Source organism: Asaia lannensis NBRC 102526 (assembly GCF_024054035.1).
Classification (GTDB): Bacteria; Pseudomonadota; Alphaproteobacteria; order Acetobacterales; family Acetobacteraceae; genus Asaia; species Asaia lannensis.
Window position 1 is genome coordinate 509,919 of record NZ_JAMXQU010000001.1, and the last position, 18,876, is coordinate 528,794.

Consider the following 18,876-nt stretch of genomic DNA (forward strand, 5'->3'; position numbering starts at 1 on the left):
CATGAGCAAATCCATCCCCGTTGCCCCCGATCTTACCCTTGTCCCTACGCCCAAGCTCGCTCTGCTGGTCAGCCGTTTCAATACGGATGTCACGCATGGTCTTCGCGATGGTGCGCTCGAATGGCTGGAAGAACATGGCATTCGCGATGTCGATGTGTTCGACGCACCCGGTGCGTTCGAACTGCCCCTGATGGCGCAGGCTCTGGCCAAGACCGGCACCTATGAGGGTGTCATCTGCCTTGGCTGCGTGATCAAGGGCGATACGGCGCATTTCGAGTTCATCAGCCTCGGCGCGACGATCGGCATCATGCAGGCCCAGCTGACTACCGAGACGCCCATCTCCTTTGGTGTGCTCACCACCTATACGGACGAACAGGCCCAGGCCCGCTCGCGCAAGGACGTTCACAACAAGGGCCGCGAGGCCTCGGCCGCCTGTGTCGAGACCCTCGCTTTCCTGCGCAATACGCGTAGCTGAGGCGTTTGTTACAACGCTGTGACGTGACTCGTTTCCCATTCGGGTAACAATGCTCTAAACCTGCCCGGACCATGACGCCTAAGCGTCTCTCCGTGGCAGGGTTCATTACACGTCAATGCTTGCAAATCTCATCGGATCGATCGTCTCGTTCTGCACAAGGCGTGCCCTTGTCATCGTCGCCCTCTTTACGGTTCTGACTGCCGGGAGCCTGCTGGTTACCGCCCAACGTCTGGGTGTGACGACCGATACCGACGAGATGTTCGCCGCGAACCTGCCCTGGAAGCAACGTGGTGCCGAGCTGAGCAGGCTGTTTCCGCAGAATGACGACCTGATGGTGGCCATCATCAAGGCCGATATGCCCGAGCAGGGGCGCGCTACGGCGCGTGAGCTGGCCAAGATCCTGCGTGCCGACCACAAGAATTTCCGAACCGTCCGCCTGCCTGACGACTCGCCCTTCCTTGAAAATCACGGGCTGCTCTATCTCGACAAGCCGGTTCTGGGCTCGCTGCTCGACTCGATTGTCGCTGCGCAGCCTTTCCTCGGGACGCTTTCTGCCGACCCATCCTCGCGCGGCATCTTCACGGCTCTCGGTCTGCTGGGTGAAGGTCTTTCTGCGGGTGAGGATATTCCGGACAGCTTCACGCCCGAGCTGCGGGGCTTTGCCACGGCGCTGCACGATGCAGCCAGCGGTCACCCCAAGGACCTGTCCTGGCAGAATCTTCTGGCCGGTCCACTGGGCGACATGGCGGGCAATTACCAGTACGTCATGACCCAGCCGCATGAGGATTTCGGTTCGCTCCAGCCGGGCGGCGAGGCAAGTGCTGCCATGCGTCGTGCCATCGATTCCCTGCCTTTCGTAAAAAGCGGCAACGCCATTGCGATGATTACTGGCCCCGTGCAGCTGAGTGACGAGGAGTTCTCGACCGTTGCGCATGGCATGGGGTTCGGCCTGCTGACGTCCCTTGTGCTGGTGGCCTGCTGGCTGGTTCTGGCTGTGCGTTCCGTACGGGTGATCGTGCCGATCCTGATTACGCTGGTCATCGGTCTGCTGCTGACCACCGGCTTTGCCGCCATTGCCGTGGGCAAGCTCAATCTGATCTCGGTGGCTTTTGCGGTGCTGTTCGTGGGCATTGCCGTCGATTTTGCAATCCAGTTCTCTGTCCGTTTTCGTGGGCAGCGCCTGCCGTCAGGCGAGCCTATGACCCCAGCCGATGCGCTTGCCGAGACCGGGCGTGAGACGGGCCATCAGATTCTGGTCGCCGCACTGGCGACGGCAGCAGGTTTCCTTGCCTTCGTACCGACCAGTTTCGTGGGGGTGGCACAGCTTGGTCTTATTGCCGGTATCGGCATGATCATCGCTTTTCTGTGCACCATGACGCTGCTGCCCGCGCTGCTGCATGTGTTCCGTGCGCGCGTGAGCCGCGGCATGCCCGGATTTGCACGCCTTGCGCCGGCAGATCGTTTCCTGCGCCATTTCCGCAAGCCTATTCTGGCGTTCTATGCGGTTCTGGCCCTGATCGGCCTTGCGCTGATTCCGCGTCTCACCTTCGATGCCGACCCACTTCATACGAAAAACCCGAATACCGAAGGGATGCGCGCCCTCCATCTTCTGGAGCAGGACCCGCGTGCCTCGCCTTATGACGGTGAGGTGATCGTTCCCAATCTGGCCATTGCTGCCCAGCGCGTGAAACAGTTCGAGGCACTGCCCAGCGTATCGTCCGTCATGTGGCTTGGCATGTTCGTGCCTGAGAACCAGTCCGAAAAACTGGCCATGATCAAGGATACCGCGTCGATCCTTCTGCCGACGCTGGTCGGGCAGGAGGTTCAGGCTGCGCCCGATGCCGATGCATTGCGTGCAAGCGCTGCCTCTGCTGCGGGCAAGCTGGGTGCTGTGATCGACAAGACTGCACCGGACTCTCCGCTGCGCGACATCCAGAAATCGCTGGCCATTCTGTCGAAGGCGCCGGATGCGCAGATCATGGCCGCCAATACGGCGCTGACGCGCTTCCTGCCGGAGCAGCTGGCCCAGCTTGTGGATGTGCTTCAGCCGACACCTGTGACCATCGAGAGCATTCCGCAGGATATCGCGCGCGATTATGTGGCTCCCGACGGGCGCGCCCTGCTCAAGATCCTGCCCAAGGGGCGCATGTCCGACAGCAAGGTGCTCTATCGCTTCCTGAGCGACATGCTTTCTGTCGACAAGAACACGGCAGGCACGGCGCTTGAAGTGGTCGAGAGCGCCCATACCATGGTGCATGCATTCTCGACTGCCGCGATTTCCGCGCTGGTGATGATCGCCATCATCCTTTTCGTGGCGCTGCGCCGTGTGCTGGACATGGCGCTCGTTCTGGCACCGCTGCTGCTTTCGGCGCTACTGACCGTTATTCTGATCGTGACGGTGCCCGAGACGCTCAATTTCGCGAATATCATCGCACTTCCCCTGCTGCTCGGGGTCGGTGTGTCGTTCAACATCTATTTCGTCATGAACTGGCGTGCGGGCATCAAAAGCCCACTGACATCGCCAACGGCTCGTGCCGTGCTGTTTTCGGCTCTGACGACCGGAACGGCTTTCGGATCGCTTGCCGCCTCCCAGCATCCCGGCACTGCCAGTATGGGGCGTCTCCTGCTGATGTCGCTCGCCTGTACCCTGCTTGCAACGCTGACATTCATTCCGGCCCTGCTGCCCAAACGCAGCATCGACAAGGAGTAGCGAAGCCGGGCTCGACCCTGTGCCCTGCCTGTCGATGCAATTCCGGGATGCGGAAAATCGGACTGGTCAGGGCCTGATAGAGAGTGTTAGGGGGAGGCATCCTAACGCTTTCGTGAGCCTTGTCCTTGGTGTTGAGCCCGTTTCTTCGCTGGAGCCTTGCTGTTGCATGTCTTGTCGGAATGTCGGTTTCCACGCCGGGCCGGGCCGCAGATAACAGTGATGAGGAAACGGGATCGGAACCGAGTTACCAGATCAACGATCCCTTTCCCGACCGGCCATTGCAGCCCACCAGCGTTCCGGATTTCGGGCAGCCCAAAGCTGTTTTCTATAACCCCTTCGGACTGACCGACTGGCTGCGCCGTCATGGCATCGGGGTTCTTCTAGACAACATCAATGAATATGCGGCAGCTGTGACGACACCCACGAAAAATGTGGGGAATTATCGCCAGGGGTCGAGCAATGCCGGGCAATATGCCCTCTCACTGAATGTGGACTGGGAGCGCATCGCTCATATCAGGGGTTTTGCAACCCATATGGTCGTGACAGGCCGTTATGGCACGCCGGCCAATCGCATGTTCGGTGACTGGCTGAACCACTCTTCCGAGATCTACGGTGGCGGTGGCAATGTGGTGGTACATCTCGTCATGGCCTATGGCGAAGAGACGCTCTATGGCGGCAAGCTCTCGATCGCTGCCGGACGTATGGCCGAGCTGTCCGATTTCGTGGCGAGCCCGCTTTTCTGCACGTTCCAGCTCAACGCCATCTGCGGGCGTCCCCGTGCTGCGGCCGATACGGGTTACGCCTCCTCCTTTCCGGCAGGGAACTGGGGCCTGCGCGTCAGAGGGCGACCGCTGGCCCATTCCTATGTCCAGCTCGGTCTCTACATGACCGAAGAGGGCATGTTCTCCTACGCGATGAACAGAAGCGGATTCAAGTTCAACGGGGCCTATATCAACGGTGTGAGACTGCCTCTGGAACTGGGCTGGGAACCCAGATTGCATGGCTATCTGCCCGGTCATTACAAGGTGGGCGCGGCACTGACCACGACGCCGCTTTCGGATATTCATGAGGACCAGTACGGCAAGCCCTATGCACTGACCGGACTGAGCCAGCGCCAGCATCGCGCAAGCTATAATGTCTGGGTGCTCATGGATCAGAAACTCAGGACCTATCGCAGGGACAGCACAGGCAAGAATGCAGATGCGGGTCTGACAGCACTCTGGGGATTTCTATACAACGATCCGCATGTGGCGCTGCGTCACTGGCAGGTCTATGGCGGGCTTATCAGCCGTGGCACATGGGCATCCCGTCCTGATGACACCATCGCGGTTGCTTTCAGCTATACGGCGATCTCACCAGGCGTGCAGCGCACCGAGGAACTGCTGCGCGCCAGAGGGGCAGTGCTGCCTTATCGGGCGACGGGCATCCAGCGCCATGCAATCGTGATGGAAGCCAATTATGGCTGGCATGCCTGGCGCGGCATTCTCATGCAGCCCATGGTTCAGCTTTTCGTCAGGCCCAACGGGCAGGGTAACCTGAAAAACGCAGCTTTGCTCGGGTTCAAGACCCATGTGGAGTTTCTCTAGGCATACGGCACTGTCGTATGCTGCGATGACGCTTGCTGCCATGGCGCGTTGGCGCGCGCAGCCCTGCGAAACCGGTATGATTTTGATCATGCATGAGGCTGCTTTTTCATGTCATGTTTCCTCACTGTGTTTCATGGAGGATGGCGCATGGATGCGCAGATCGACGGGTCCCTGTTTCCGGTACTTCGCATCGCCTTGCAGCCCGGCGAGCGTCTCGTGGCAGAAACGGGAGAGCTGTCCTGGAAAAGCCCGCATGTCACGTTGCACACCAGTACATCCGGAGCAGGTCAGAGCGGGTTTCTGGGATCGGTGTCGCGCATGATCGCCGGAGGCGGGCTGTTCATGACCGAGTATCGCGCAGAGGGTGCGCCAGGTATCGTGGCTTTCGCTGCCAAGATACCGGGGCATATTACCGAGCACGATCTCGACGGATCGCGTGCCTATCTGGTGCATCGTCATGGCTTTATCGCCGGGACCGAAGGCGTACGCCTCGACATGGCTTTCCAGCGCAAGCTGGGTGCCGGGTTGTTCGGAGGCGAAGGTTTCGTTTTGCAGCGTATCTCCGGTTATGGTCGCTTCTGGACCGAACTGGGGGGCGAGATCGTGGCCCATGATCTTGCGCCGGGTGAGCAGATCGACGTGCATCCCGGCCATGTCGGCATGTTCGAGGAAAGCGTCCAGTTCGATATCACAACCCTGCCCGGCATACGCAACAAGCTGTTCGGGGGTGATGGCGTGTTTCTGGCCCGCCTCACCGGACCGGGTCGCATCTGGCTACAGACGCTGACCCTGTCGAACCTTGCCGGGGCTATCGCGCCCTATCTGGGCGGAACGGAGGCAAAGGGCGCGGTAGAGGGGACACTGCTCACATCACTGGTGCGTAAGGTGCTGGACTGAGACACTCTCAGATCACGTAATCGACCGGGGGCAGACGCTGGTCCATGCCGAGTGCAGGCATATTGGTGTGGCGCGTGCCTATGCGGCGGGCCGGATTGCCGACCACCGTGGTATAGGGCGGCACGCTTTCGAGCACGACCGAGCCGGCTCCGATCTTGGCGCCCTCGCCGAGTTCGATATTGCCGAGCACGATCGCTCCGGCCCCCACAAGCACGCCCCGCCTGACCTTGGGGTGACGATCGCCTGTTTCCTTGCCTGTACCGCCAAGAGTCACGCCTTGCAGAAGCGAGACGTCGTCTTCGACGATGCAGGTTTCGCCGATGACGATACCCGCGCCGTGATCGAAGACGAGGCGCCGACCCAGGCGGGCCGCGGGATGGATATCGAGACCGAAACGCTCGCTCACCAGACTCTGCAGATGGCGTGCCAGATGCTGGCGGTCATGCTGCCAGAGCCAGTGCGCTATACGATAGGCCTGTATGGCGTGATACCCTTTGAAGAACAGAAAGGGCGTCACGTAATCCGGGCAGGCGGCATCGCGCTCGAAAATGGCGATCATGTCCTCTGCGGCGGCCTCGGCAATCTCGGGTCGCTCGGCAAGCGCAGAGGTGACGAGTGCGGACAGAACCGGAGCAGAAAGTGCGCGATCGGCCAGCTTCGTTCCCAGAAGAGCCGCCAGCGCCCCCTGAAAATTGCGATGATCGCTGATGCCTGTGGCAAAGACACCCTGAATCAGGACATCGCAGCAGACATCGCTCTGCTTGAGCATTTCCTGCCAGACGACCCCGAGATCGGGAGGGGGCGGAATGGCAGATGACAGATCGGGGGTTTCGCTCATAAACCCATGGCCTTTTTCACGAAGGCACGACGCAGGCCAGGCAGGCGGCTCATGGCCCCAAGACCCAGATCGCGCCCGAAGCGCAGCAGTGGATTATCGTTGCCGAACAGGCGCTCGAGTCCATCGCAGGCAGCCATCATCGCCATGTTGCCGGGGCGTACCTGACGCTGATAACGGGCAAGCAGATCGGCCCCACCGAGATCACCCCCGGTCGCGAAGCGTGCTTCGAGAAGAGCTGTCAGGGCAATGATGTCCTTGAAACCGACATTGAGCCCCTGACCGGCGATGGGATGGAGCCCGTGAGCGGAGTCGCCGGCCAGCGCCAGGCGTGGCGCGGTGTAACGCTGCGCATATTGTGCGGAAAGCGGATAGATCCAGCGACGGCCCACAGGCACGGCTTTGCCGACATCGTCGCCAAGGCGCTGCATGATGGCATTGGCAAAAGCGGTATCGTCGAGCGCATAAAACCGCTCGGCCCGTCGGGTGGCTTCCGCCCAGACAATGGCAGAGCGATGCGGATGTTCAGCCGAAGGGGGGAGAGGGAGGCGCGCGAACGGCCCCTGAGGCAAGAAATATTCAAGCGCCCTGTCTTCATGGGGGCGCTCGTGATGAATGATGCTGATCAGGCCGCACTGGTTGTAGGGCAGGCGCGTGATCATGATACCGGCCTGCTGGCGCAGGGGGCTCTGACGCCCTTCTGCCGCTATGACGAGCGGTGCGCGATAGACAGCACCCGAACCGAGCGTGATATGGACGTGATCTGCTTCGAAAACGAAGCGACCGGTATCGGGCGCGGCGATTTCCAGCGCGCCTTCATGGGCAGTCAGGGCATGATTGAGCGCGGCGCGCAGGTCGCGCGCTTCGATCATCCAGCCGAAAGGCAGAGCCTCGCCGTTCTCGACGGGGGAATCCTCGGGGCCAAAGCGCAGGCCATGAGACGAGGCCGGCTCACCCGGACGACCGTCGCTGACCGTGATGCTGCGTATAGGCTGCGAAGGGGCGGGAAGATGCGGCCAGATTCCTGCATCGGCCAGCATGCGGCGCGAGCCTTCCGTGATGGCATAGGCGCGACCGTCGAGCGAAGGATGCTCCATCCCCGGCAGGGGGGCGCGATCGATAAGAAGGACCCTGAGGCCGGACGACGCCAGACGGCAGGCCAGCGTGGCGCCAACCGGGCCCGCACCGTTGATGCATATATCGACCTGTCGCATGGGGTTCAGCTCTCCGACGCTTTGTTGACCGTGGCTTTTTTAATGCAGTCGGAGGAAATGGGAAATGCACTGTTCTGGCCTCTTGCCAATCTCGTTATGAAACTGGCACGATTTGCATTCATGAGAACTGGCAGGACTGTTTGCAGAAACAGAGGCCTCTTGCAGTGCGGAGGAATGTAATGAAGCTCATCACGGCGATTATCAAGCCGTTCAAACTGGATGACGTGCGTGAAGCACTGACCCCATTGGGAGTGCAGGGCCTAACGGTTACCGAGATCAAGGGTTTCGGTCGTCAGAAGGGGCAAACGGAGATCTACCGGGGTGCTGAGTACCAGGTCAGCTTCCTGCCGAAGGTCAAGATCGAGATCGCGGTGAGTGACGACATCGTCGACGAAGTGGTCGACGCGATTCTGAATGCGGCCCGTACCGGCAAGATCGGCGATGGCAAGATTTTTGTCTCTCCGCTCGATAGCGTTATCCGTATTCGAACCGGTGAGACGGGAGAAACAGCCATATGAGCCGCATCCTCAAGGCGCTTGCACCCCTCTCTGTCGCCATGCTTCCCCTGCCTGCCTTTGCCGCTCCCGCTGCAATCGATACCGGCGATACGGCCTGGATGCTTGTCAGTACGGCTCTCGTGCTGCTGATGACCATCCCCGGTGTCGGGCTTTTCTATGCTGGCATGGTCCGCAAGAAAAACGTGCTGGCCACGCTGATCCAGTCGGTCACGATCTGCTGTATCGCCAGCGTCGTCTGGATGGTCATCGGTTATAGCCTTGCCTTCGGTACAGGAACGCCCTGGATCGGCGATATGTCGCGCTTCATGCTTCACGGCGTCGCCGATCATATCAGCAAGGGCGTCGATCAGGCTTTCGTCATGGGTGCCAATTCGGCCAACCCTGTGGCCATGACCATTCCCGAAAGTGTCTGGGTCATGTTCCAGATGACCTTCGCGATCATCACGCCGGCCCTGATTGCAGGCAGCTTTGCCGAGCGCATGAAGTTTTCGGCGCTGTGCGTGTTCACCGTGTTTTGGTCGATTCTTGTTTACGCGCCTGTCGCACACTGGGTCTGGAGCCCGCTTGGCTGGGTTGCCGGTATCGGCGCGGTCGATTTCGCCGGTGGTACGGTCGTGCATATCAATTCCGGTGTTGCCGGTCTTGTGGCCGCTCTCGTGCTGGGCAAGCGTCGCGGCATGGGGCATGACGATTTCTCGCCCTATAATCTCACCTACGCCATTATCGGTGCCTGCCTGCTCTGGGTGGGCTGGTTCGGCTTTAACGCCGGTTCGGCGGGCGGTGCGAACGGTCGCGCAGGCATGGCCATGCTGACCACGCAGGTCGCGACCGCAGGCGGCGCGCTGGCCTGGATGGCGGCCGAATGGATTCACTCCCGCAAGCCGACGGCGCTTGGCATCATCTCGGGTGCAGTGGCCGGCCTGGTTGCCATTACCCCTGCAGCCGGCTTCGTCCTGCCGGGCGGTGCGCTGGTGATCGGTCTTGTCGCCGGTGTGGTCTGCTTCTGGGCATCCGCCATTCTCAAGCCCCGCCTCGGTTACGATGACAGCCTCGATGCGTTCGGCGTGCATGGTACAGGCGGTATTGTGGGTGCGCTGCTGACCGGGGTGTTTGCCTATGGTCCGCTTTCGGCAACCGATGCCAATCCTGCCGGTGTTGTGGGCTCGTTCGCCCAGCTCGTGCGTCAGGCAGAGGCTGTTGCCGTGACGATTGTCTGGTGTGTGATTTTCACCTTCATCATCCTGAAGGTCATCGATCTTACGATCGGGCTCCGTGTGACGCGCGACGAGGAACTCGAAGGTCTGGACATGGTTCTTCATGGTGAGCGGATCAACTGATCCGCTGGTATCCACATAACGGGGAAATACCCATGGCACTGAAACTCTCTCATGGCCGCGCTTGGATGGCCGGTCTTCTGCTCGGCGGCGTGGCGCTTGCCAGTTCTTCCGCTCAGGCCCTGACGGCCAAGGAATGCCATGCGAAGTTTCAGGCTGCCGAAAAGGCGGGTACGCTGAACGGTCAGAAATACAAGGAATTCAAGGCGGCTCAATGCGGCGATGTTTCCACAACGACCGCACAGCAGGCCATGCCCGCTCAGGAAAAAGAGGCCGCTACCGACAGGAAAGTGACGACCGAAGCCCCTGCTTCGCCCGGTGCCGGGATTGCTTCGAAGCCCTCTACGACGGCTTCGGGTAATGTGGTCTTCCCTACGAGCGTCTCTACCGCCTACGCCAAGCTCTCGCCAGGCAAAGCGCGCATGAAAACCTGTCTCGATCAGTATCATGCCAACCAGCAGTCGGGTGGTAATGGCGACCTGAAATGGATCCAGAAGGGCGGCGGGTATTACTCCCAGTGTAACGCCAAGCTAAAGTAAACAGCTTATCCTAAAACGTCTCTACGGCCGCCTGTCGCAAGATCGGGCGGCTTTCTTGTTTATTGGCACTGATACGTATTGGTATATCTGCGTGCGATCGCGCGCTTTCCCGGAAGCGGTAAGGCCATGATATATAGAGCATGCCAGTGACTGCGCGTTCATGCGTGGAAATTGGCTTGCGTGTTCGTGGAGTGGAATCAGGACTGTGAGGGGAGGGGAAACTATCTGGCATCCGGATGGGTCGGATATCTGGCATCCGGATGGGTCGGATATAGGGAGCCAGATCTGTTTTCCCGCGACTTGCGGCGTACTGGCCGATGCGCAACGCGTTTGACCTGTACCGTTATGCGTGACGAAACAGCTCAGTGCGTGAAGCGTATCGGCAAAAGCCAAAGCCGCGTTCCGTCGCTTTCAGGATATGCAGCATTGCAAGAAAATCCCCGGACCAAGGAAATACGGTCCGGAGGATCGTTTGAGCGCGATTGTCAGGGCAGGGGTCTGCCGCTGAGGGGGTTCTGGGGGGCTGCCACGAGTCGGTCCATCAGATCCTCAAAACGGGGAATGTCTATCTTCTGCACCACGACTGTTTTCCCCTCGCCCAGTCCGGGCTGATAGCCTGGCGACCAGGAAATGATATCGCCGTAGGATGGCCCGAACTGGCTGTTCACATCCACATAGAGATCGGCCTTCTGCGTGATGAGGCTCGGATCGAGCCATACGGCTGCGGCAATCTCATCCCACAGAGGAAAGCCCGGTTCGCGCGTTTTCAGCGATCGGGCGACGGGGGTGCCTGAACGCGAGAGACGTTTCAGCAATTCGGGCGTCAGTTCGGTATCGGTGGAGGGGTCGACCGGGATCATGGTGATTTTGGCCCAGGGCGCGCGCAGCGCGATGCTGGCCCCTTCGGGGTCGAAGCGTATGTTGAACTCCCGACGCGGCGTGTTGAGAAATTCCCGTGCAAACTGGTGCGCTACTTCATCCGGTCGTGTCTGGCGTGGGTTCAGGCTGCCGCCCATATAGACCAGCTCTTTCGCCAGAGAGGCGAATTCGGGGTCGAGGCGCTGCGCCAGAGCAAAGTTGGTCAGCGGGCCTGTGGCGATGATCGAGACCTGATGCGGATAGCGATGCACCATATCGATCATGAAATCGGCCGCGCGTTCATGCTGTGCCTTGATCGTCGGATTGCCCTGGGGCAGGTCGGGCACGACATCGGGGCCATGGTAAGGTGGGAGTTTTTGCAGGGTTGGCTCCACCCAGTGCTTCATCCACACCCCTTTCCATACCAGCTTGCCATAAAGAGCTTCCCAGCGTTCGGTCTGGGCTTCCGTATTGACCAGCGGGTATGTCGCCCCCGTATAGACGGGCAAATCCGGACGCCCTGCAATCTCGACGCCACGCAAGGCATCGGCAGTGGCCTCTTTTGCCCAGGCATCGCCTGTCACGGTGGTGACACCGAGAACCTGCACATCGGGGGCCTTGATCACTATCCATTGCGCAAGGGCAAAGCCGTCGTCATCGAGAATGACCTTGCGTGGCTCCGCATGGGCGAGCGCGGTGCAGGCGAACAGCGCTGTCGTGACGGCAGCCAGCCTCATCGATTTGGCGGAACGTCGTCTGGCCGGTTTCAGGCATGATGGAAAGAACGCATAAAGGGACATGGATCGGAGACTTTCACGGGTTGGGGCTCGACAGGGCACGGTGGAAGCGCTGAGTCGTTCGGGCTCCAGTCGCCTTCATGGTGCAATGGCAGAAAAACCCTTGTGGTTTTCGGTGCCAGTGTGAAGCGCCCAATGGTACGCGACAATCCGTCAAAGCAGGGCGGAGGCTGACAAAACAGCGAGAAGGTCACACTGCTGGGTACAGCACCCTGACGGTACGTGGCGCTTCTCGCTTCAAAGCGTTCGAGCCTGTGACGGCCTGATGAAGACGGGATCGGTCTCAGGTCATGACGTGCGTGTTGCACAGATATCGGTCAGGCGTCGTCAGGCCTGCATCCGACTGGAAAGCCGGGCTGGCTGTATTGTCTGTCTCTGGATGAGGATATGCGAGCGACTGATCGTTGTGTGGCCATTCCTATCGGGAGGGGCGGCACTATAGATGCGGGCTTGTGCCGATAGCTATAATGGAACGAAGGTGACGATAAGGCCGGGAGAGCATGAGCCTCGATTGGCTGCGTCGGTCGCATCGGGATCGGATTTTCGGGAAAAGGTGACCTGGTGGAGAGAGTTGGATTCGAACCAACGTAGGCGTACACCAGCGGATTTACAGTCCGCCCCCTTTAGCCACTCGGGCATCTCTCCGGGTCGGGACGGGGAATATGGCGGATCAGGTTTGGTGTCAACGGGCATTCTTCATTTTTGTTGCATGAGAGGCCGGTTGCTTTCATAGAGCGCTCATGTCCAGACGTCCCTCCCGCTCTTCAGCTTCATCTTCTTCTCCAGCCCAGGAAGGCCGCACGCTAGGCAAGCGTAACGCCGAAGGGCATTCAGGCGGGGGGCGTTCAGGTGGAGGGCGCTCCACAGCGTCCGGCTACTGGATGTATGGGCTTCATGCGGTCGAGGCCGCTCTGCGCAATGCCGACCGGCAGGTGCACGAGCTTCTCGCGACGCGTGAGGCGCTTTCTGCACTCGAAGCCCGTCAGGTTCCCACCCGGATTTCACCCAATGTGGTCGAGCGTCAGCGTCTCGATCACCTGTGCGAGCGCGATGCCGTGCATCAGGGGATCTGCCTGCGTGTCGAACCCCTGACGCCTCCTTTCCTCGACGAGGTTCTCGATCGGCGCGAAGGCCCATTGCTGATTCTCGATCAGGTCACCGATCCACGCAATATCGGTGCCATCCTGCGTTCGGCCGCCGCATTCGGGGCTGCGGCTCTCGTGGTTCAGGACCGCAATACACCTCAGGAAGGCGGTGCTCTGGCAAAGGCGGCATCGGGGGCGCTCGATGCCGTGCCCATTCTGCGCGAGGTCAATCTGTCGCGTATCATTGCCCAGTTGCAGAATGCAGGACTTTGGACTGTCGGGCTCGATGCAGGTGGCTCCGTGCTGAATGGCCCGTCCTATACCGGTCGTCGCGTGGCGCTTGTGCTTGGCGCAGAGGGCGCAGGGCTGCGACGTCTTACGCGCGAAAGCTGTGACGAGATCGCAAGCGTCTATATGCCCGGAGACATGGAAAGTCTGAACGTCTCCAACGCAGCTGCCGTCGCCCTTTACGAACTGGTCCGCCCGGCCTGAATCCGGGTTCGGCGCCACTCTTCGCGTCTGTAGGGTATATAGGGTACGCGGCAAGACGCTGTCTGTTGTCGCGTTTGCGATGGCGTCCCATGTCTTGTCATGCATCTGTATTCGTCATGCATCGCAGCAAGGGACCTGTCATGAAAGCAGTCGGCTATACGGCACCGGGCGCGCCCGACATTTTGCAGGATATCATGCTCCCCGATCCGGCATCGCCGACGGGGCGTGATCTTCTGGTCTCCGTCAAGGCGGTTTCGATCAATCCGGTCGATACGAAAATCCGCCAGCGCGCCGGTGCACTTGAGGGTGAGCACTGGCGTGTGCTCGGCTGGGATGCCGCGGGGATTGTCGAGGCAACAGGGCCGGAAGTGACGTTCTTCCGCCCCGGCGATCATGTATTCTATGCCGGAGCGTTGATGCGTCAGGGGAGCAATGCTGAAAAGCAGCTCGTCGATGAGCGACTTGTCGGGGTCATGCCGGCCAGGCTCGATTGGGGGCAGGCGGCTTCTCTGCCGCTCACGAGCGTGACGGCGTGGGAAATGCTGTTCGATCGCATGGCGATCACAGCCCGGACACAGGGTGTCCTTCTGGTTGTCGGTGGGGCAGGCGGTGTCGGTTCGATCCTGATCCAGCTTGCCCGCAAGCTGACCGGGTTGACCGTGATTGCCACGGCTTCACGCCCGCAGACGCAGGAATGGGTGAAGACCATGGGCGCCCATCATGTCGTCGATCATCGGGGCGATATGGCCAGCCAGATACGCGCGCTCGGTTTCGATCACGTGACCCATATCGCAGCCCTGACCGCAAGCGACATCCATCAGCCATTCTACGAGAAAATCCTCGCACCTCAGGGGCATCTCAGCCTTATCGACGATCCGGCACAATTCGATATCACCGGCTTCAAACGCAAGAGCGCTACGGTCTCCTGGGAATTCATGTTTACCCGCTCGCTTTTCGCCACACCCGATCAGGTCAGGCAGCATGAGATAATCGATCGGGTTTCCGCTCTCGTTCAGGACGGTACGCTCGTCCCGACCGAACACGATCGGGTGCAGGGGCTGAGCGCCAGCACAGTGAGTGCGCTCCATCGTGAAAGCGAAAGCGGCCGTTCCATAGGAAAAACCGTTCTGGTTTTCTGAAATTCCGTATTGGCAGAATGGAGCAGGTTCAACACAGGACGAGGGCGCCGCTCTCTGTCGCTTGCGAATGGCGCCAGAAGGCTGTTCCCGCCAGCTTGTCGCGAATGACGGGTGGCAGAATGGAGCGCCGTGCTTCCAGAGCCACGCTCGGGCGCAGACGATGAAGTCCCGGTGTGGCCAGATTTCGGTCAAACGTTGCGCAATCGGGTGTTTTTATACTGTGCGGGTCATAAGGATGTTTCGGCAGGCCCAGCACCCGTGTCAGCGTGTCGAGTGTGGCAACCGGATAACGGGCCAGATAATCGTAGTCGACAAGAACGAGGCGATGCGCAAAGGGGCCGTGAAAGGCCTCGTTCAAGACGCGCCAAGCATAGCCGAAAATACCATCCTGCGAGAGCATATGCTCGATCCTGTCATGCTGTGTGGCGCGGCAGGAAAGCGGGACGAGGCGCGATGACAGAACAGGATCGCGCACGATCAGTCTTTCAAGGGAATCAAGTATCCATACCGGATCGCGCACACAGCATATGACCTTTGCATCCGGAAAGACGGCGTCGATCAGCCCCATGCGTGCGCACCAGTCGCGATGGGTGTCGATCACGATCCTGTTGTCCCTGGTCCTGTGGTCTTCGGGTCTGCTCTCGCACGCCCTTTTGTCGCAGGTTTCAGTATGGGTGGAGCCGGATGGATCGAGCCCGGCATAATACCCATCGAGTATAAGATGCAGAATACGGTCGCGCCGCGCGGCATCGAAATCGCTGGCATAATCGCCTTCTGCCATCAGCGATGCGATACGCAGCATCATCGGCGCGACGGGAGAGCTTCTGCCCGATGTGACGAGGCCAGGATTTTGCGTCAGGAGGGCAGAAAGCAGAGTCGATCCTGCGCGTGGCAGACCCGATATGAAATGAACAGCGCGTCGATGCGGCATGGGGAAATATCGTCCATCAGACAATTGATGGACAGTCGCCTAGAGCCCGGTGGATCCGTCCGCAATAGAGCGCCAAATCCTCATGGTGTGTCCGAAAAGGCACAGAACAATATAAAACTAATCTGCCGCTCAAGCGATAAGGATGATTGCAAGGAATGTGGTGTTTTCAGGCAACAAGCACATTTCATTACAGCATGAAACAAAGGGAATTTCCTGTTCGTCGATAACAGGAAGTTCCGAGAAACGGAGAGATGAAATGGGTATTTTCAGCACGATCATGAGCAAGATCTTCGGTCATGCAGAGGCCGCTCCGGCCAGCGGTGCGGCTAACAGCAGCGCCGGTACAGCGGGCGCTCCCGCAGCCTCGGCATCGACCACACCCTCTGCGCCGAGCGCCCCTGTCGATGTCGATGCCGTGCTCACCCGTATGGCCGCTGAAAAAGGCCAGACGCTCAACTGGCGTACGTCGATTGTCGATCTGCTGAAGCTGCTCGATATGGACAGCTCGCTGGAGGCCAGAAAGCATCTTGCACAGGAACTGCATTATACCGAAAGCACGGAGGATACGGCAGCCATGAATGTCTGGCTGATCCGTCAGGTCATGCAGAAGCTGTCGGAGAACGGCGGCAAGGTTCCCGAGGAGCTGCGTCACTGACGCACACGACTGGTCCCTGATTTATCCAGCCTGAAGAGGGAGCCATCGGCTCCCTTTTTGGTGTGGATGCCCGGTCTCTTCGGCATCACGAGGTTACACGGTATTCCGTTTGCCCGGACCTGTGCCTTTGGCGCGCCGGATCGGGAATGTCCGGACCGACCTCAGACTGCGAAATTCCTGACGAGCTGATAAAGCTCGATCGGGTCTTCGATCAGCATGGCCTGACGATAAAGCGTGTCGCAGGCGTCGAGGCTGAGCGAGCGTATCATTCTCTTCACCGGTGGCAGGAGAGCAGCCGACATCGAGAAAGAACGCAGCCCCATTCCGATCATGAGAGCGACGGCACGCGGGTCGGATGCCATTTCACCGCACACGCAAACCGGTCGGTGCGCGCGCAACGCCTCATCGACCGAAAGCCGGAGCAGACGAAGAAGGGCGGGATGCAGGGCCGTGTAGAGATCAGAGCCCATGGCGGCAGAACGATCCATGGCCAGCGTGTACATGGTCAGATCGTTGGTACCCAGCGCAAGAAACTCTGCCTGACGCAGGAGAGTGCCCGCGGTCAGAGCCGCTGCCGGTGTTTCGATCATGACACCGAGCGGTGGAAGATCGGCAGGGAGCTTTATTCCGCGTCGACGCAGCCTTTTGGCACATCGTTCGTAAATCTGTCTTGTGGTGACGACCTCGTTCACGGAGCTGACCATAGGCAGCAGGATGCGCAGATTGCCATCGAGGCTCGCGCGTAGAATGGCGCAGAGTTGCGTCTCGAGTATCTCGGGATGACGGAGCAGCAGACGCAGGCCGCGCACACCGAGTGCCGGATTTTCCTCGTCTTCCTCGCCTTGTATTCCGAGCTGCCTCAGGCGCGTCAGGCCTTTTTCTCCGCCCCAGTCCAGCACCCTGATCGTGGTGGTCTGACCGGGCATATTGCTGACGATACTGGCATAGGCCTGATACTGCCCGTCTTCGTCAGGGAGTGGCTCGCTTTCATCGAACAGGAACTCGGTGCGCAAAAGCCCGATCCCGGCTGCGCCGTTGCGATGCAGCAGCGGCAGTTCGTTGGCAATTTCGACATTGGCCAGCAATTCGATGTCTTCGCCACTGACCAGACGGCTCGGCAACCGCCTCAGGCGGCCTATACCCTTGCGCTCTTTCGCCTCTTCGGCCATCGCCGAACGGGCATCGGCCAGCGTGGTTGAGTCAGGGTGAAGAATGATGCATCCACGCTGCCCATCGACCACCAGAAGGTCGCCGTCGTGAATGCGTTCGGTCAGATCGGGTACGGCCAGTATGGCGGGCACGTTGAGCGCACGCAGCATGATTGCCGTATGGTCCGTTACGCCACCGCCCTCGGAGAGGACGGCAGCGATGCGGTTGGGATCGATGACCGCGGCATCGGCCGGGCGTATCTGCTCGGCAACGAGAATCGATCCGCCCGGAATATCGGAAAAGGCCCTGAACGATACGCCCGTAAGATTGCGCAGAAGGCGTCGTGCAACCTCGCGGAACTCGCCTTCACGTCGGCGGGCGCTTTCCACTTCCTCTTCGGGCATGTCGGGCTGCGGCCCTGCCATGGCGGCAAGGACGTCGCTTTCCAGCTGTACGGCCGCCTCGGCGGTCAGGCCGTCTTCAGCGAGACGACGATGGGCCGCACGCACCAGCCGCGAATGGTTGAGCATACGCTCATAGACCGAAAGCAGGGCATCGATCTCGATACGCCCTTCCTCGGGCAGGGAGCCAAGCTTGGTGCGGAGCTTTCTGAGCTGCTTGAGGGTCAGGGCTATGGCCTGATCCAGTCTTGCCCTCTCGGCCTCTACCCCCAGCTGGGAGGGTAATGCCTCTATGTGGGGAAGGGGGCGCTCGTAGGTCAGGCTGGCCCGGGCGATGACGACGCCGGGAGAAATGCCGATACCCTGCAGGATTTCCATCGGCAGGTCATGATCGGGGAGGGCTGTTTCGCTGGAAGGACGGCGCAGTCTCTTAATCACGTTCGCCAAAGCCGTCAGAGACCAAGGCAATCAGCGCGGTCAGAGCCGCGTTGGCCTGAGGTCCCGTTGCCTTGAGCCCGATCACTTCGCCTCGCCCCGCGCCGAGCATCATCAGTCCCATGATCGACAGGGCAGAGACGGTCTGTCCCTGACGGCTGACATCGATCGTGGCATCGAACGTTTCTGAAAGAGTCACGAATTTGGCTGCGGCCCGGGCATGAAGTCCAAGCCGGTTCACAATGGCCACATCGCGTTCCAGCGCCGGGCCGGAACCAGTCAGACCAGAACTGCCGGAGCCAGAGTCAGTGGGACCGGAATTCATCGGGCGACCTGACGCATAGGCGTCAGAAGGGGGGAGATGGGAGGAACATAGCTCATGGTGGTTGTCACCACCATTTCACAGCTTTTGCCGCCTTGCAAACATGACGGCGGCAACTGATAGGCCGCCGCAATGTATTTGCGCCCCGCCATGGTTGCCAGCTCGGCACATTCGGCCAGGCTGCGCGTGCAGCGCGCCTTGGCCAGTTTGACCAGCATAGGCACGTTCACGCCAGCCAGAACCTCGACACGCCCTTCCTGACGAAGGGAAAGGGCCAGATTGGAGGGGGTGCTGCCGAACATGTCGGTCAGAAGAAGAACGCCATCGCCAGCATCGACAGAGGCGATGGCCGCATCGAGCAGCGTACGGGCTGCGACCACATCATCATCGGGGGAGATGCCCATCACAGCGATCTGTCGCTGGGGTCCCACCACATGGGTTACAATTTCGAGAAGAGACTGGGCCAGAGAGCCATGGGTAACAAGAACGATCCCGATCATCGGG

Annotated in this window: 17 protein-coding genes and 1 tRNA gene; 10 read left to right on the plus strand and 8 right to left on the minus strand. The window is 60.1% G+C overall.

Annotated elements, in window-relative coordinates:
• The first annotated feature begins 1 nt into the window (after position 1).
• The 4 genes from ribH to NF685_RS02275 all read left to right on the plus strand — a co-directional run bounded on the left by ribH (position 2) and on the right by NF685_RS02275 (position 5,668).
• Positions 2 to 475 (plus strand): 6,7-dimethyl-8-ribityllumazine synthase, encoded by a 474-nt coding sequence (ribH, locus tag NF685_RS02260; RefSeq protein WP_252848416.1) that lies wholly within the window; start codon positions 2 to 4, stop codon positions 473 to 475.
• 115 nt (positions 476 to 590) lie between these two features.
• Positions 591 to 3,185, plus strand: coding sequence for an MMPL family transporter (locus NF685_RS02265; protein ID WP_252848417.1), 2,595 nt, complete (start codon positions 591 to 593; stop codon positions 3,183 to 3,185).
• 131 nt (positions 3,186 to 3,316) lie between these two features.
• Positions 3,317 to 4,771 (plus strand): carbohydrate porin, encoded by a 1,455-nt coding sequence (locus tag NF685_RS02270; RefSeq protein WP_222546669.1) that lies wholly within the window; start codon positions 3,317 to 3,319, stop codon positions 4,769 to 4,771.
• Between the two features lie 108 nt (positions 4,772 to 4,879).
• Complete coding sequence (locus tag NF685_RS02275; RefSeq protein ID WP_252848418.1) at positions 4,880 to 5,668, plus strand: TIGR00266 family protein; 789 nt, start codon at positions 4,880 to 4,882, stop codon at positions 5,666 to 5,668.
• 7 nt (positions 5,669 to 5,675) lie between these two features.
• Here NF685_RS02275 and cysE read toward each other — a convergent pair whose 3' ends face one another.
• Positions 5,676 to 6,506: a serine O-acetyltransferase gene (gene cysE, locus NF685_RS02280; protein WP_252848419.1), complete on the minus strand. Its 831-nt coding sequence runs from the start codon at positions 6,504 to 6,506 to the stop codon at positions 5,676 to 5,678.
• Positions 6,503 to 7,717 (minus strand): UbiH/UbiF/VisC/COQ6 family ubiquinone biosynthesis hydroxylase, encoded by a 1,215-nt coding sequence (locus NF685_RS02285; protein ID WP_252848420.1) that lies wholly within the window; start codon positions 7,715 to 7,717, stop codon positions 6,503 to 6,505. Before NF685_RS02285 ends, cysE begins: the two co-directional genes overlap by 4 nt.
• 179 nt (positions 7,718 to 7,896) lie before the next feature.
• Here NF685_RS02285 and glnK point away from each other — a divergent pair, with 179 nt between their 5' ends.
• Genes glnK through NF685_RS02300 form a run of 3 tightly spaced genes read left to right on the plus strand, consistent with a single transcriptional unit; the run spans position 7,897 to position 10,108 of the window.
• Positions 7,897 to 8,235, plus strand: a complete 339-nt coding sequence (gene glnK / locus NF685_RS02290; RefSeq protein ID WP_023977809.1) for a P-II family nitrogen regulator — start codon at positions 7,897 to 7,899, stop codon at positions 8,233 to 8,235.
• Between the two features lie 38 nt (positions 8,236 to 8,273).
• A complete protein-coding gene (locus NF685_RS02295) occupies positions 8,274 to 9,572 on the plus strand; it encodes an ammonium transporter (RefSeq protein WP_373317831.1) in 1,299 nt (432 codons plus the stop codon).
• 32 nt (positions 9,573 to 9,604) lie between these two features.
• Positions 9,605 to 10,108: a hypothetical protein gene (locus NF685_RS02300; protein ID WP_252848421.1), complete on the plus strand. Its 504-nt coding sequence runs from the start codon at positions 9,605 to 9,607 to the stop codon at positions 10,106 to 10,108.
• 485 nt (positions 10,109 to 10,593) lie between these two features.
• Here the strand turns inward: NF685_RS02300 and NF685_RS02305 are convergent, their stop codons facing one another.
• Together NF685_RS02305 and NF685_RS02310 are read right to left on the minus strand one after the other, a co-directional pair.
• Positions 10,594 to 11,766 (minus strand): nucleoside hydrolase, encoded by a 1,173-nt coding sequence (locus NF685_RS02305; RefSeq protein ID WP_252848422.1) that lies wholly within the window; start codon positions 11,764 to 11,766, stop codon positions 10,594 to 10,596.
• A gap of 556 nt (positions 11,767 to 12,322) precedes the next feature.
• Positions 12,323 to 12,408 (minus strand) — tRNA-Tyr (locus tag NF685_RS02310).
• A gap of 95 nt (positions 12,409 to 12,503) precedes the next feature.
• Here NF685_RS02310 and rlmB point away from each other — a divergent pair.
• The gene (gene rlmB, locus NF685_RS02315; protein WP_252848423.1) at positions 12,504 to 13,340 is read left to right on the plus strand and encodes a 23S rRNA (guanosine(2251)-2'-O)-methyltransferase RlmB; all 837 of its coding nucleotides are present in this window, start codon (positions 12,504 to 12,506) and stop codon (positions 13,338 to 13,340) included.
• 140 nt (positions 13,341 to 13,480) lie between these two features.
• Positions 13,481 to 14,479: a zinc-binding alcohol dehydrogenase family protein gene (locus NF685_RS02320; RefSeq protein WP_252848424.1), complete on the plus strand. Its 999-nt coding sequence runs from the start codon at positions 13,481 to 13,483 to the stop codon at positions 14,477 to 14,479.
• A 28-nt stretch (positions 14,480 to 14,507) separates the two neighbouring features.
• On the opposite strand, the gene NF685_RS02325 is transcribed toward NF685_RS02320, so the two are convergent.
• A complete protein-coding gene (locus NF685_RS02325) occupies positions 14,508 to 15,410 on the minus strand; it encodes a sulfotransferase (protein WP_252848425.1) in 903 nt (300 codons plus the stop codon).
• A 256-nt stretch (positions 15,411 to 15,666) separates the two neighbouring features.
• Here NF685_RS02325 and NF685_RS02330 point away from each other — a divergent pair, with 256 nt between their 5' ends.
• The gene (locus NF685_RS02330) at positions 15,667 to 16,065 is read left to right on the plus strand and encodes a DUF3597 domain-containing protein (protein WP_222546678.1); all 399 of its coding nucleotides are present in this window, start codon (positions 15,667 to 15,669) and stop codon (positions 16,063 to 16,065) included.
• Positions 16,066 to 16,226: 161 nt separating this feature from the next.
• Here the strand turns inward: NF685_RS02330 and ptsP are convergent, their stop codons facing one another.
• From ptsP to NF685_RS02345, 3 genes are read right to left on the minus strand one after another with little or no spacing between them, the layout of a single operon-like run.
• Positions 16,227 to 18,053, minus strand: a complete 1,827-nt coding sequence (gene ptsP, locus NF685_RS02335) for a phosphoenolpyruvate--protein phosphotransferase (RefSeq protein ID WP_252848426.1) — start codon at positions 18,051 to 18,053, stop codon at positions 16,227 to 16,229.
• On the minus strand, positions 18,046 to 18,375 hold the full coding sequence (locus NF685_RS02340; RefSeq protein ID WP_252848427.1) for an HPr family phosphocarrier protein: 330 nt from the start codon (positions 18,373 to 18,375) through the stop codon (positions 18,046 to 18,048). The genes ptsP and NF685_RS02340 overlap by 8 nt, the downstream gene beginning before the upstream one ends.
• Positions 18,372 to 18,872: a PTS sugar transporter subunit IIA gene (locus NF685_RS02345; RefSeq protein ID WP_252848428.1), complete on the minus strand. Its 501-nt coding sequence runs from the start codon at positions 18,870 to 18,872 to the stop codon at positions 18,372 to 18,374. Before NF685_RS02345 ends, NF685_RS02340 begins: the two co-directional genes overlap by 4 nt.
• Positions 18,873 to 18,876 lie beyond the last annotated feature (4 nt).

Bases quoted from the DNA above. Each gene is read 5' to 3' on its own strand.
- ribH (WP_252848416.1), top strand. From the start codon at position 2: ATGAGCAAATCCATCCCCGTTGCCCCCGATCTTACCCTTGTCCCTACG.
- NF685_RS02265 (WP_252848417.1), top strand. From the start codon at position 591: ATGCTTGCAAATCTCATCGGATCGATCGTCTCGTTCTGCACAAGGCGT.
- NF685_RS02275 (WP_252848418.1), top strand. From the start codon at position 4,880: ATGTCATGTTTCCTCACTGTGTTTCATGGAGGATGGCGCATGGATGCG.
- cysE (WP_252848419.1), bottom strand. From the start codon at position 6,506: ATGAGCGAAACCCCCGATCTGTCATCTGCCATTCCGCCCCCTCCCGAT.
- NF685_RS02285 (WP_252848420.1), bottom strand. From the start codon at position 7,717: ATGCGACAGGTCGATATATGCATCAACGGTGCGGGCCCGGTTGGCGCC.
- glnK (WP_023977809.1), top strand. From the start codon at position 7,897: ATGAAGCTCATCACGGCGATTATCAAGCCGTTCAAACTGGATGACGTG.
- NF685_RS02295 (WP_373317831.1), top strand. From the start codon at position 8,274: ATGCTTCCCCTGCCTGCCTTTGCCGCTCCCGCTGCAATCGATACCGGC.
- NF685_RS02300 (WP_252848421.1), top strand. From the start codon at position 9,605: ATGGCACTGAAACTCTCTCATGGCCGCGCTTGGATGGCCGGTCTTCTG.
- NF685_RS02305 (WP_252848422.1), bottom strand. From the start codon at position 11,766: ATGTCCCTTTATGCGTTCTTTCCATCATGCCTGAAACCGGCCAGACGA.
- rlmB (WP_252848423.1), top strand. From the start codon at position 12,504: ATGTCCAGACGTCCCTCCCGCTCTTCAGCTTCATCTTCTTCTCCAGCC.
- NF685_RS02320 (WP_252848424.1), top strand. From the start codon at position 13,481: ATGAAAGCAGTCGGCTATACGGCACCGGGCGCGCCCGACATTTTGCAG.
- NF685_RS02325 (WP_252848425.1), bottom strand. From the start codon at position 15,410: ATGCCGCATCGACGCGCTGTTCATTTCATATCGGGTCTGCCACGCGCA.
- NF685_RS02330 (WP_222546678.1), top strand. From the start codon at position 15,667: ATGGGTATTTTCAGCACGATCATGAGCAAGATCTTCGGTCATGCAGAG.
- NF685_RS02340 (WP_252848427.1), bottom strand. From the start codon at position 18,375: ATGAATTCCGGTCCCACTGACTCTGGCTCCGGCAGTTCTGGTCTGACT.
- NF685_RS02345 (WP_252848428.1), bottom strand. From the start codon at position 18,872: ATGATCGGGATCGTTCTTGTTACCCATGGCTCTCTGGCCCAGTCTCTT.